At 69.1% G+C, this 12146-nt stretch carries 11 protein-coding genes and 1 pseudogene; 8 read left to right on the top strand and 4 right to left on the bottom strand.

Annotated features, from left to right (window positions below):
• Positions 1–110: pseudogene (locus ACLD7X_RS09355) on the bottom strand (photosystem II D2 protein (photosystem q(a) protein)); the annotation flags it as partial.
• Positions 111–292: 182 nt separating this feature from the next.
• On the opposite strand from ACLD7X_RS09355, the gene ACLD7X_RS09350 reads away from it, so the two are divergent.
• Together ACLD7X_RS09350 and ACLD7X_RS09345 are read left to right on the top strand one after the other, a co-directional pair.
• Positions 293–832, top strand: coding sequence for a photosystem I assembly protein Ycf4 (locus ACLD7X_RS09350; RefSeq protein ID WP_411423333.1), 540 nt, complete (start codon positions 293–295; stop codon positions 830–832).
• A gap of 94 nt (positions 833–926) precedes the next feature.
• On the top strand, positions 927–1682 hold the full coding sequence (locus ACLD7X_RS09345; RefSeq protein ID WP_412007333.1) for a peptidylprolyl isomerase: 756 nt from the start codon (positions 927–929) through the stop codon (positions 1680–1682).
• Positions 1683–1769: 87 nt separating this feature from the next.
• Here the strand turns inward: ACLD7X_RS09345 and ilvN are convergent, their stop codons facing one another.
• Entirely contained in the window at positions 1770–2300 is a 531-nt protein-coding gene (gene ilvN, locus ACLD7X_RS09340) for an acetolactate synthase small subunit (protein WP_411423331.1), read from the bottom strand.
• Positions 2297–3325, bottom strand: a complete 1029-nt coding sequence (locus ACLD7X_RS09335) for an alpha/beta fold hydrolase (protein WP_411423330.1) — start codon at positions 3323–3325, stop codon at positions 2297–2299. The genes ilvN and ACLD7X_RS09335 overlap by 4 nt, the downstream gene beginning before the upstream one ends.
• 78 nt (positions 3326–3403) lie before the next feature.
• On the opposite strand from ACLD7X_RS09335, the gene ACLD7X_RS09330 reads away from it, so the two are divergent.
• The 5 genes from ACLD7X_RS09330 (at position 3404) to ACLD7X_RS09310 (ending at position 9175) form a co-directional block, all read left to right on the top strand.
• Complete coding sequence (locus ACLD7X_RS09330) at positions 3404–6487, top strand: HD domain-containing phosphohydrolase (RefSeq protein WP_411423329.1); 3084 nt, start codon at positions 3404–3406, stop codon at positions 6485–6487.
• Positions 6488–6494: 7 nt separating this feature from the next.
• Positions 6495–7706 carry a hypothetical protein gene (locus tag ACLD7X_RS09325; RefSeq protein ID WP_411423328.1) on the top strand — a complete coding sequence of 404 codons (1212 nt, stop codon included), beginning with the start codon at positions 6495–6497 and terminating at the stop codon, positions 7704–7706.
• Between the two features lie 26 nt (positions 7707–7732).
• Entirely contained in the window at positions 7733–7834 is a 102-nt protein-coding gene (petM, locus tag ACLD7X_RS09320) for a cytochrome b6-f complex subunit PetM (protein ID WP_043369173.1), read from the top strand.
• Between the two features lie 103 nt (positions 7835–7937).
• Positions 7938–8900, top strand: coding sequence for an NAD(P)H-binding protein (locus ACLD7X_RS09315; protein WP_411423327.1), 963 nt, complete (start codon positions 7938–7940; stop codon positions 8898–8900).
• Positions 8901–8956: 56 nt separating this feature from the next.
• A complete protein-coding gene (locus ACLD7X_RS09310) occupies positions 8957–9175 on the top strand; it encodes a hypothetical protein (RefSeq protein WP_411423326.1) in 219 nt (72 codons plus the stop codon).
• Positions 9176–9391: 216 nt separating this feature from the next.
• Here ACLD7X_RS09310 and ACLD7X_RS09305 read toward each other — a convergent pair whose 3' ends face one another.
• Positions 9392–10816, bottom strand: a complete 1425-nt coding sequence (locus ACLD7X_RS09305; protein WP_425625141.1) for a prolyl hydroxylase family protein — start codon at positions 10814–10816, stop codon at positions 9392–9394.
• A 370-nt stretch (positions 10817–11186) separates the two neighbouring features.
• Here ACLD7X_RS09305 and ACLD7X_RS09300 point away from each other — a divergent pair, with 370 nt between their 5' ends.
• Complete coding sequence (locus tag ACLD7X_RS09300) at positions 11187–12047, top strand: right-handed parallel beta-helix repeat-containing protein (RefSeq protein WP_412007332.1); 861 nt, start codon at positions 11187–11189, stop codon at positions 12045–12047.
• The last annotated feature ends 99 nt before the right edge of the window (positions 12048–12146 follow it).

Here is a 12146-nt window from a genome sequence, read left to right as displayed (position 1 = left end):
AACAGCAGCAGGCCGGACCACCCCACAAATACGAAGCGGTCGCGCTTGAGCCAGTCATCGAGGACGTCGAACCATCCCCGCTGCGGCAGGCGCCCTACAGCGATCGTCATGGAGGAAGCGGAATACCGGGCGATGGTAACAATCTTCGTGGGGATCGCGGGGCGGCTTGCAACGGGCTGAAACCCCTTGTCGCAACTGGCTTTTAAGTATTTCTTCCGATCCATTGGGGGCGCGGCGGCGGGGCGGGGCTCGCCAGGCGCCAAGATGGGCCCCGACCACCCCCTTGCCCTGGATGCCCCCCTCCGACGTGCTCGAGCAGCCCGTGCTCGGCTCTCGCCGCCCCTCCAACCTGGTGATGGCCGTGGTGGTGACCCTCGGTGGCGTCGGTTTCCTGCTCACCAGCCTCTCGAGCTATCTCGGGACCGACCTGCTGCCGGTGGGTCACCCGGCCGAGCTGATCTGGGTTCCCCAGGGGCTCGTCATGGGGCTGTACGGCCTGGCGGCGCTGCTGCTGGCCAGCTACCTGTGGGCCGTGATCGGCCTGGACGTGGGTGCCGGCAGCAACCGCTTCGACCGCTCGGCCGGGTCCGCCATGATCCGGCGCCGGGCCTTTCGCCAGACCATCGACGTGGAGATTCCCCTGCGGGACATTCAGGCCGTGAAGGTCGAGGTGCGGGATGGACTCAACCCACGTCGGCGCCTGGCGCTGAAGGTGCAGGGCCGGCGCGACATGCCCCTGACCCGGGTGGGTGAGCCAATGCCCCTGGCCGATCTCGAGCAGGCCGGTGCCCAGCTGGCCCGCTTCCTCGGTGTACCGCTGGAGGGTGTCTGAAGCGATGGCGAATGAAGCGATGGCGAAAACCTTCTTTTCATCCGGGTTGCTCTCCTCTCGGTTCCCTTCCTCCCGGCTCCCATCCGCCACGGCTGTGACCCCCGCCGAGGTCCCCACGGGGCAGCGAGGCTCGGCTCTGCGCTCCCTGGCGACCCGGCTGTTGCTGGGCAGCCTGCTGCTTCTCTCCCCGCTGCTGGTGGTGTCCTGTACCGCCAACGGGGGACCCAGCCGCCAGTCCCTGGGCTGTGCCACCGCCGCCACACCGTGCCTGAGCGGGCCGGCCACCGTGGCGATGCAGACGACCCGGGGCGAGGTGCAGTTCCAGCTCGATGGCCGTGCGGCCCCGCTCACGGCGGGCAACTTCGTCGATCTGGTGAAGCGCGGCGCCTACAACGGAACCGTGTTCCACCGGGTGGTTCGCGAACCCACCGCCTTCGTGGTGCAGGGCGGCGATCCGCTCAGTGCCAACCCGGTGGTCCCACCGACGCAGTACGGCACGGGGAACTTCATCGACCCCTCCACCGCCGAAGCCCGTCTGATTCCGCTGGAGATCAAACTCACCGACGAGGCCAAGCCCCGCTACGGCGAACCGATCACGGCCCCGGGAGTGACCCGTCAGCTGGACCTCCCCCACCAGCGTGGTGCCCTGGCCATGGCCCGTTCCAACGATCCGAATTCGGCCAGCGCCCAGTTCTATGTGGCCCTCCAGGCGCTGCCGGAACTGGATGGCCGCTACGCCGTCTTCGGGCGTGTCAGCCAGGGGATGGAGGTGATCGATCGGATCCAGCAGGGCGACAAGATCATCAAGGCCACGCTGGTCTCCGGCGGCAAGCTGGTGCAGGGAGACTGAGGCCACCGGGGGGCGTCGTCGCCGGCGCCCTCGGCAGCCTCGCAACAGTCCAGGGAAACAGTCCCGGGGAGCAGTCCCGCGCAACAGTCAGGCCGGAACGCGCTTGTTCGAAGCCGTCACCTTGAGGAACGCCGTGTTCACCCCGGAGGCCCGCTCCAGGGCCACCTTGCCGGTGCGGGCGATCTCGAGAATCCCGTAGGGCTCCATCACCTGTTCGAGGGCGACGAGCTTGCCCGGATCCCCCACCACCTCGAGGATCAGGGCGTCGTCGGCCACATCCACGACGTTGGCCCGGAACACCTGCACCAGATCGAGGATGGCGCTGCGGGTCTCGGCGGGAGCGGAGACCTTGAGCAGCATCAGTTCCCGCTCCACTGAGGGGATCTGGGACAGGTCGATCACGCCGAGCACGTTGATCAGCTTGTCGAGCTGCTTGGTCATCTGGCCGAGGGTGCGGTCGTCACCCTCCACCACCATGGTGAGGCGGGACATGCCGCCCCGTTCGGCGGGTCCCACGGCGAGGCTCTCGATGTTGAAGCCCCGCCGGGCGAACAGGCCGGAGATGCGGCTCAGGGCACCCGATTCGTCTTCCACCAGCACCGAAAGGGTGTGCTTCATGGCTTGGGGATCGGGCCTGGCGAATCCGACCAAATTACCGGTCGGCCCCTGCCGGCGGCCGGCGGCGTTGCCGCGAGCCAGGCGAGCAGGGTGGCGTTGAACTGCTCGGGGAGCTCGTCGTGGGGGCAGTGGCCGCAGTGGTCCAGCCCCACCAGGGGCAGGTCGGGGCGGAGCCTGTGGATCTGTTCGGCCACCTGCACCGGCACCAGCTGGTCACGCAGGCCCCAGATCAGCAGCAGGGGGCGCCGCAGCCGCTGCAGCAGGGTGGGGGCCGTGGCCGCGTGGGGACGCAGGGCCATGGCGATGCTCATGGCCCGCAGGGACCGCACCGCTCCGGGCCGGCGGGCGGGATGGGCGATCAGGCGATGCAGCTCCTGGTCGCCGATCACCGGGGTGGCGTAGGCCGACTGGATGCCCAGCGCCAGCAGGGGGGAGTGGGCCAGCAGGGGCACCAGCAGCTCAAGGGGCAGCAGGCGGCAGAGCACGATCACCCCCCAGCGTTTCAGGCGCCGCCGCCAGGGGCGCCGTCGGGGGGGCCAGGGCCTTGGCCCCAGCAACAGCGCCGGATCCGGCAGGGGGGCCGCCACCACGGCGCCCACCCAGGCCGGGAAGAGCGTGGCGCAGGTCAGGGCCACCAGGCCCCCCAGCGAGTGCCCCACCAGCACCGCCGGACTGCCCACGACCTCCGCGAGGAATCCCTGCACCTGCCGGGCCCATAGCCTGTTGTCGAGCCGGCGCCGGCGGTGCGCTCCAGGCTGGTCGGAGGCGCCGAAACCGATCAGATCCACGGCGTAGACGGACCAGCCCGCGGCGGCGAGGGCCCCGGCATTGTGCCGCCAGTGGCCACTCCCCGCGCCGAACCCATGCAGGAGCACCACGCTGCCGCAGGGGTTCGCCCCAGCTTCCCCAGCGGGCAGATGGCGCCAGTGCACGGCCAGGCCCTGCCAGATCCAGGTGCTGTGCTTGCCCCAGTCGACCCCGTCATCGCGGCTTGGGTCCCTGCCTTGGGGAGATGTGAGAAGCATCGTGGGCTTGGCAGGACCGGACGTTCTCGGGCTGGATCAGCCTGGTTACGTTGACCGTAGGTGTTCTTGGAACCGCCGATGGCACGGGGGCCGGCCCATCGGCGGCTGCGGGGAAGCTGGATCCGGCGGGCCGGCAGGGTCCGCTTCAGCGTCGGCCTCTCGATGCTGTTCATTCCGGTGGTGCTGGTCACCGGTCTCACGGTGGCGATGGGGGCCTACGAACGGGCCCGGCGTCTGGTCGTCAAGGGGAACGCGGACTTGATGGAGGTGCTGATCAGCCGCGAGATCCTGCAGCTGCAGAAGGAACTCCGCTTCGATCTGATCGAGGACTACCTGGGGCGCCTGGCCAACTCCCCCGTGCTGGCGCGCTCCCGCCGCTTGTCCCTCGACGGCGAGGAGCAGCGCCGAGCTTCCAGCGTGCTCAAGCTTGCCCTGGACGCCACCCCATCGGTGCAGGCGTACTACGTGGGAACCGCGGCGGGCGAACGGTTCCTGATGCGACGTCTGCGGGCGGATGCCGATCGCCGGGTCTTCGACGCCACGCCGGAAACCGCCTATGTGCTCCAGACCACCTCGCGGCCCGAGGGCCGTGCGGGCATCACGGCACGCAGGATCCTGCTGGATGCGCGGCTGCGAACGATCCGATCGGAACCCGATCCGCTCGCGGTGGCCTATGACCCCCGCGAGCGGGACTGGTTCCGTCGCGCCCTTCGCAGCGAGGGCCCCATCGTCACGGGGATCTACCGCTACGCCACCACCGGAGAGCCGGGCTTCACCCTGGCCCAGCGCAGTGCGGATGGGCGTTTCGTGGCCGCCGCCGATGTGCCCCTGTCCCAGACCCAGTCGTTGCTCAACGGGGTGCGGGCTGCCCTCGATGCCTATGCCGATGTGGAAGTGGCCCTGGTCACGGCCACGGGAGGCGTGGTGGCCCATGCCGGCCAGTCCCCCAGGCCCGTGGCCCTCTCGGATCGCCCCCGGCGCATCCATGAATTCCCGACGCCGGTGATGCGGGCCCTGTCGAGGCGCTTCGGCGAACTGAGCGCGGTTGCCGCGCGGTCCGAGCCGCTGGTGCCGGCCCAGGTGACGGTCGATGGGCGTGTCTGGGAGGTGGCGGTGGCCCTTGGCCCGGAGTTGGCGGTGAGTGGCCTGCGCACCTTCCTGTTGATCGCCATTCCCCGGGATCAGCTGTTGGCCGACGCGCGCGAACTGCGGCGCCAGTCGTTCTTCTCCAGCCTGCTGGTGCTGGGGCTGGCCATCCCCCTGGTGCTGCTGATCGCCCGCCTGGTGAGCCGGTCGTTGAGGACCCTGGCGAACGAAGCCGATGCGGTGCGGCGCTTCGATTTCTCGGGGCCACGGACGGTCTGGCCGCTGGTGCGCGAGGTGGATGAGCTCGCCGGCGCGATGGACGCCATGAAGGGCACGATCCGGCGGTTCCTGGCGGTGAGCGCGGCCATCGCGGCGGAGCCCAACCTCGACCGGCTGATGGACACGATCCTGAAGGAGTCGATCGCCAACAGCGCCGCCCAGGGCAGCGCCCTCTTCCTGATGGAGCAGAGCGAGGGCCGGACGGGCGGAGCCCAGCCGGCCCCGCTCCTGAAGCTCGCCCTCGCCCGCAATGCCGCCGGCCAGGCCCTGACGCTGGGAGAGGCTCAGGTGGAGGAGGAGCACCTGGCCTTGAGCGGGATTCTGCCGTCCGCTCCGGACACCCTGCAGGCCTCCCCAGGCCGGGCCGTCGTGGGCCGGGCCATGGCGGAGGGAACCGAGCTGGAGAAGCTCCTGGTGGCATGGCTGGGCCAGGCTGCGGTGCCCTACGTCGCCGTGCCCCTGCTCAGCCGGGCAGAGGAACCACTCGGTCTGCTGCTGCTCTGGTTCGAGCAGCCGCCCGATCCCGCCCGGGTGGCCTTCGTGGAGGCGTTCTCCAGCAACGCCGCCGTGACCCTGGAAACCCGGCGCCTGATCGGGGCCCAGAAACGGCTGTTCGAGGCCTTCATCGAACTGATCGCCGGCTCGATCGATGCGAAGAGTCCCTACACCGGCGGGCACTGCAAACGGGTGCCCGAGCTGACCCGGATGCTGGCCGAAGCCGCCTGTGAGGCCCACGAGGGCCCCTTCGCGCGCTTCAGCCTCTCCGAGGAGCGCTGGGAAGCGGTGCATGTCGCCGCCTGGCTGCATGACTGCGGCAAGGTGGTCACCCCTGAGTATGTGGTCGACAAGGCCACCAAGCTGGAGACCCTGTACGACCGGATCCACGAGGTGCGGATGCGCTTCGAGGTGCTCAAACGCGACGCCTGGATCCGCTACCACGAGCAGCGGCAGCTCTGGCTGGCGACCGACCTGGAGGCGACCGAGCGGGAGGCTGAACTGGCCGCCGAACGGGATGCCGAGCTGGCCCGACTCGACGCTGATTTCGCCTTCGTGGCCTCCTGCAACCAGGGGGGGGAGTTCCTTGCCGAGGAGGCCATCGAGCGGTTGCAGGCCATCGCCCGATACACCTGGCTGCGCACCCTCGATGACCGGCTCGGGGTGTCCCAGGAGGAACGGCGCCGCATGGAGCAGGAGCCCTCCCCAACCCTGCCGGTGCTGGAGCCGCTGCTGGCAGACCGTCCGGAGCACCGCATCCCACGGCCCGAGGCGGATCGCTTTGATCCGGACAATCCCTGGGGCATCACCCTGCAGCCTCCCGAGTGGCTCTACGACCGCGGGGAGCTCCACAACCTCACGATCCAGAAGGGAACCCTCACGCCGGAGGAGCGCTACAAGATCAACGAGCACATCGTCCACACGATCCGGATGCTCTCGGCGCTGCCTTTTCCGCACCACATGAAGGATGTGCCGGAGCTGGCGGGCGGGCACCACGAGACGCTGATCGGCACGGGCTATCCCCGCAGCCTGCGCCGCGATCAGATGAGTGACATCGCCCGGATGATGGCGATCGCCGACATCTTCGAGGCCCTCACCGCCGCCGACCGCCCCTACAAGCCGCCCAAGACGCTCTCCCAGGCCCTGCGGATCATGGCCTTCATGCGCCAGGACCAGCACATCGACCCCGATCTGTTTGCGCTGTTCATTCGCTCCGGCGTCTACCGCCGCTATGCCGAGCAGTTCCTGGCCCCCGAGCAGCTCGACGCCGTGGACGAGCAGGCCCTGCTGGCCGGTGCCTGAAGCCCCGGTGACCCGCCCGCCCGCGCACGGGATGCTGGAGGAGGGCCTGGCCCGCTTTGACCCCGGTGGGGGCTTCTTTCGCCCGGCCTCCCGTCCCGGCCGTGACCTCGGGGTGCTGCTGCTCCGCACCCTGGCCAGCGGCGGCGAGCGGCGGGTGCTCGACCTGATGGCCGGCTGCGGCGTGCGGGCCCTGCGCTACGGCCTCGAAGCGGGGGCCACGGCGGTGTGGGCCAACGATGCCGACCCGGAGCGACTGCCCCTCCTGCAGGAGAATCTGGCCGCGTTGCCGGCCGGGGTGGCCCAGCGCCGCAGCGCCTGCCAGGCCCATCGGCTGCTGGCCGACTGCCTGCTGCGGCAGGAGCGCTTCGAGCTGGTGGACCTCGATGCGTTCGGCTGTCCGACGGCCCTGGTGCCCCTGGCCCTGGAGGTGCTCGCCTTCGACGGGGTGCTCTATCTGGCCAGCACCGATGGCCGCTCCCCCACAGGCCATGACCGCCCTGCCGCCATCCGCTCCCTGGGTGCCGCCGCCCGGGCCCATCCCGCCAGCTGGGAGCTCGCCCTGCGGCTGCAGATCGGGGTGGTGGCCCGCGCTGCCTGGGCCCTGGGGCGCGGCATCCGGCCCCTGTTCAGCTTCAGTGAGGGCCGCACCTTCCGCACGGCCATCCAGCTGCGGCGCAAACCCGCGGCCCGTGAGGAGGCGCAGCTGGGGCTGCTGGCCCATTGCCACGGCTGCGGCGAGCAGTGGACCCAGAGCCTGCTGCAGCTGCGGCGCTGGCCCCCCTGCCGCTGTGGAGAGCCCCAGGGACCACCCCAGGAAAAGCCCCGCCCGGGGGCGCCCTGCCCCGCCCTGGCTGTCTCCGGCCCCCTCTGGCTCGGCCCCCTGCAGGATCCGAGCCGGCTGGCCTCCATGGCGGCAGTGGAGTCTGCGGCAGTGGAGGCCGGTTCCGTGCCCAGCCTGGGGCAAGCTGGCACCCGGCTCTGGCATGCCCTCCACCGTGATGCGGGGGTGCCTGCCCGCTGCTGGACCGCGGGCGACCTGGGCCGCCATCTCGGGGGAGGCCCCCCGCGGCTGGAAGCCCTGGTGGCCGCCCTGCGCCTGGACGGCTGGACCGCCGGGCTGGGCGGCGTGATGGCCGGCACCTTTCGCAGTGACGCACCCTGGCCGCGCATCCTGGAGCTGGCGGCCAGGGGCACGGCCGCGGACCCGGCGGCGCGCTAAAACGGTGCGCGTCACGGCAACCGTTCATGGCCTCTGAGATCTTCGGCATCGCCGCCCTGTTCTGGGTGCTGATCCCCGTCGGCCTGGCCGGCGGTGCCCTGCTGCTCCGCTTCGCCGACAAGGACTGAGCCTCCGGGACCTTCCGGTCGGCACCCCCGGCGCGCCGCCTGTCGTGACGGTCTCGCCGGCGACAGTCGCACCCCTAGGCTCATTTCCGATCGAGCGAAGGGCATGCAGGTACTGGTCGTCGGCGGAACGGGGACCCTGGGCCGCCAGATCGCCCGCCGGGCCCTCGATGCCGGTCACCACGTCCGCTGCATGGTCCGCTCGCCGCGCAAGGCGGCCTTCCTCCAGGAATGGGGCTGTGAACTCACCCGGGGTGACCTGCTCGAGCCCGACAGCCTCGACTACGCCCTCGAGGGCCAGGAAGCCGTGATCGATGCGGCCACGGCCCGCGCCACCGATCCGGGCAGTGCCTACGACATCGACTGGACGGGCAAGCAGAACCTCTTCGCCGCCTGTCAACGGGCCGGCGTGCGGCGGTTCATCTTCGTCTCCCTGCTGGATGCGGCCCGGCACAGGGATGTCCCCCTCATGGACATCAAGGCCTGTACGGAGGAATGGCTCGAGGCCTCCGACTTCGACTACACGATCCTGCGGGGCGTGGCCTTCATGCAGGGACTGATCAGCCAGTTCGCCATTCCCGTGCTGGAGGGGCAGACCGTGTGGGTGAGCGGTTCCCCCACCCCGATCGCCTACATGAACACCCAGGACATGGCGCGGTTTGCCGTCGCGGCGCTGGAGCGGCCCCAGACGGTGCGCCGCGCCTTCCCGGTGGTGGGGCCCCGGGCCTGGACCACCGGTGAGATCACCCAGCTCTGCGAGCGCTACACGGGCAAGGATGCCCGCGTCTTCCGGGTTCCTCCGGCCCTGCTGCAACTGATGCGCAGCGTGACCGGTTTCTTCGAGGCCAGCCTGAATGTGGCGGAGCGGCTCGCCTTCGACGCGGTCACCGGCGGTGGCGTGCGCCTGGACGCACCGATGGAGGAAAGCTATGGGGCCTTCGGTCTGGATCCAGGCGAAACCACCAGCCTGGAGGACTATCTCAAGGAGTACTACGACACCATCCTGCGGCGGCTGCGGGAGATGGAAGCGGATCTCGACAAGGATGCCAAGAAGAAACTCCCCTTCTGAGCCTGGGGCCTGCTCCCTGGTTCGTCTGTACTATGGCCGCCTGATGCCCGGTGCTGATGTCGGTTGCCCAGATCAAGAACCTGCAGCGACGCCTGGCCGTCCTCGAGAGTGAGGCCACGGACGAACTCAACCGCGCCTGTGGCCACGAGCTCTGGCAGAGCCTCGGCTTCGACGCCCTCGATGGCCTCGAGGATGCCGATCGCCGCGCCCGGGCCAACTACTACTACGGGCAGCTGCAGACGGCGCGGGAACTGAAAACCAGTCTGGGACAGTGATCGCAGGGATCCTTGGGGTTGGAGCCGGTGATCCAGTCGTTCGCCGCCCTGTTACCCCGTGGCAGTGGGTGCCAAGCGGTGCAACATGACCAGGGCCTGATGGAGCGATCCCTTGCCCCCGGTGGATACCCGGGCCGGCCCTCGCCAACGCAGGAGGGGGCGTCCAAGCTTGGCAACCATGGGTGGCTTCAGAACGGCTGAGCCTGGAGTCGTGGCTCAACCGTTGCGACCCTGCTCTGCCCGAAACCACTTGGTGATCACCCACTTGCTTCCCTCAAGCACAGGCATCGCCTCGTGCAGGGTGAAGGGATTCGGGGTGCCGTCGGCCATCAGGTTGTTCCAGGCCAGGGCCAGGCCCTGCACCGGCGTGAAGCAACGCCCCAGTCGCTTGAAGCAGGTCTGCCCGCCGCGGGCCACGGTGTTGAGGTAGATCATCACTGTCCAGGTGCGCTGGCCGCCGGGGTTGGAGTGGGTGGCGAACTCCTCGGTGCCGGGGGCGAACCAGTCGGTGTGCTCCTTGAAGTACTGACCGGGGTCATAGCGCTGGCCCTGCAGGGGCTCTGAAAAGCTCGCGTCCACCCCCAGCAGATCCGCCAGCAGCTGATCGACCCGCACGGCCAGGTCGCTGCCGCGCAGGTGGCAGGTGCGGCTGGTTCGGTAGTGGCTGTCGCCGCGGGTCACCGTGGAGGGCATCAGCTGCCCATCGATCGCTGCCATCAGGGCCTCACAGTCGTTGGGGCTGAGCAGGTCTGGCACTTCGTACACCTGGGCCAGCGGTGTATCCAGCCGCCAGGCGCGGGGACGATGCTCCGGACGGGTGAGCGGCGCCTCGAACCACTGCAGCCAGCCGGGGCAGCTGGCCTGGGCCGGCACCTGCACAAGATCGAGCACCGCTTCGATGGCGGCGCGTGTGAAACCACCCTGCTGCTCAGCCCGCACCATCATCCCCTCGCGCTGGCAGCCCCGTTCGCGGTTGTGCAGCAGCCACTCCTGCCACATGGCGGGGATGGTGCCAATCAGGGCCAACCGGCGCATATCGGCCTCGGCCTCCTCCAGGCTGGCGTACTTGCAGCGCATGCCTCGATACGGAGCTGGATTCCACTGGCGCGGCCGCCAGTGGAGGTACATGTTGCGGTAGTACTCCCCGATGAAGGGCTGACTGCGGGAGTGAGGGCACAGGCTCTCGTAGAAGAGCATCGTCCCCGGCTCAAAGGTCAGGGCATGGCGGTGGCCGTCGTGGTCGATGAAGTCGAGCGGCCAGGGCTGGTCGGAGCGATCGGCCACATGAACGATGCAGCTGATCACATGCGTGTCGACGCGATCACGGTGCACGTGCAGCACCGAACCAGGCCCATAGCTGCGGATGCCATGGCCCCAGCTGCGCTCGAGCGCACAACCGGCCCAGGCCTCGACCAGTGGCGTGAGCGTGGCGTAGGCCAATTCCATCAGCTCCGCGCTGATCGGCCCATGCTCGAGCTGGGGACGGGCCTGATGCACCGAGGAGATCCCACGCACGACGGAGGCGCCGTACGCCTCGTCGGGCTCGCTGGCGTCCAGCACCGGCTCGAACGCCAGCGACGCGACTTCGCGCTCCAGGGCCTCCTGCAAGGCGGGCGGCGTCGGCCGCAGCTCAAACGGCACGGCCGCGAATCGCGGCAGGGCGACAGACACAACGAACTCCAAGTGGGGCTGAGGTGTGTTTTCTCACCAGGTCATTCAACGCTCAGCCGCCGCCTCTGGCACTGTGGGGTTCCCCGCAGTCGCCAGAGGAGAGGTGATCAGGAAGGCCCTGAACAGAGTGGGAATCACGGCTGAGCAGTGAGGCTGACCCGTGAGGCTGACCCGTGGCCCGGATCACGCTGGGCCGGCGTGCCGATGGCAGCAGGCGGGCTCAGGGCCAGGACCCATGGCAGGGCTGGTTGCAACTCGCGGGGGATCCGCCGACGGCCAGGCTGCCTGGAGGCGGCGCCCAATCCACAGCGCAACCCGGCCTCGCGATCACGACAGAGCCATGCCCATCCTGCTCTGCTTGGCGGTGCTGCTGGCCGTGGTGCTCGGGTGTCAGCAGCGTGCCAGCTCCCCCCACCTCGAGAAGCAGGTCGTCAGGATCAGGAAGGCCGGCATGGTCATCGACTGCGGCGGGAAGGACTTCGCCCAAGGCAGGATCACGGAGATCCAGGTCTTTGCCGACGACGTGAAGATCCGCAACTGTGTCATCACCGGCTCCGTCCGCACCATCGGCCTGGGACGGGTGGGCGAGTCCGAGGATCTCCGCCGCTCCAGCTACTCCCAGGGGCACACCAGGCGTGCCCAGGCCCAGGCTCCGAAGAACCTGCGGGTGGACAGGGTCAGGTTCAATCTGGTGGGTCTGCCGGGCGTGTACCTGGGGCCCGGTACCACCTCCGCCTCCGTCACGCGGTCCATCCTTGCGGGTCAATCCAACAGCTTTGTCATCTACCTGGATGCAGAGTCTGCCCACAACAGGATTGTGGGCAACACGTTCCGTGTACAGAGCCAGCGCGAACAGATCGCCGTGGACGGCTCTGCTTACAACATCATCCAGGACAACGTGTTTCACGCTGTCCGGAGGGGTGGGATCCACCTGTATCGCAACTGTGGAGAGGGAGGCACGATCCGTCACCAGTCGCCCAGCTACAACCGGATCATCAACAACAAGTTCCCCAATTCGGAGAATGGCAGGCTGGTGGTGGTGAACAGCCGCAGCGGCAACAGACGCTACTGCGCCCAGGACAAGGGCTATCCCTATGGCAGCTCTGCAGACGACAGGGACCGTGGGGTAGGCAATGACCTCTCCGGCAACGAGGACCCAACCCGTCCCCCATCCCGCCACGACATCATCAACAAGAGCTGACATGTAGAGCGGAGGAGGGTGGTCTCACCCCCTGGCAGCGCTGACGCCGTGGAGAGAAAGAAGATCGTTGCCAATGGGTGGATTGCGGTGGCAGATTCA

The sequence above is a fragment of the Aphanothece microscopica RSMan92 genome, from assembly GCF_046613545.2.
In the GTDB taxonomy this organism is placed as follows: Bacteria; Cyanobacteriota; Cyanobacteriia; order PCC-6307; family Cyanobiaceae; genus NIES-981.
Note: the sequence above shows the minus strand (reverse complement) of the source record. Positions and strands in the feature narration are given on the sequence as shown.

Coding starts and splice junctions, on each gene's coding strand:
- ACLD7X_RS09350 (WP_411423333.1), top strand. CDS start 293: ATGCCCCCCTCCGACGTGCTCGAGCAGCCCGTGCTCGGCTCTCGCCGC.
- ilvN (WP_411423331.1), bottom strand. CDS start 2,300: ATGAAGCACACCCTTTCGGTGCTGGTGGAAGACGAATCGGGTGCCCTG.
- ACLD7X_RS09335 (WP_411423330.1), bottom strand. CDS start 3,325: ATGCTTCTCACATCTCCCCAAGGCAGGGACCCAAGCCGCGATGACGGG.
- ACLD7X_RS09330 (WP_411423329.1), top strand. CDS start 3,404: ATGGCACGGGGGCCGGCCCATCGGCGGCTGCGGGGAAGCTGGATCCGG.
- petM (WP_043369173.1), top strand. CDS start 7,733: ATGGCCTCTGAGATCTTCGGCATCGCCGCCCTGTTCTGGGTGCTGATC.
- ACLD7X_RS09315 (WP_411423327.1), top strand. CDS start 7,938: ATGCAGGTACTGGTCGTCGGCGGAACGGGGACCCTGGGCCGCCAGATC.
- ACLD7X_RS09310 (WP_411423326.1), top strand. CDS start 8,957: ATGTCGGTTGCCCAGATCAAGAACCTGCAGCGACGCCTGGCCGTCCTC.
- ACLD7X_RS09300 (WP_412007332.1), top strand. CDS start 11,187: ATGCCCATCCTGCTCTGCTTGGCGGTGCTGCTGGCCGTGGTGCTCGGG.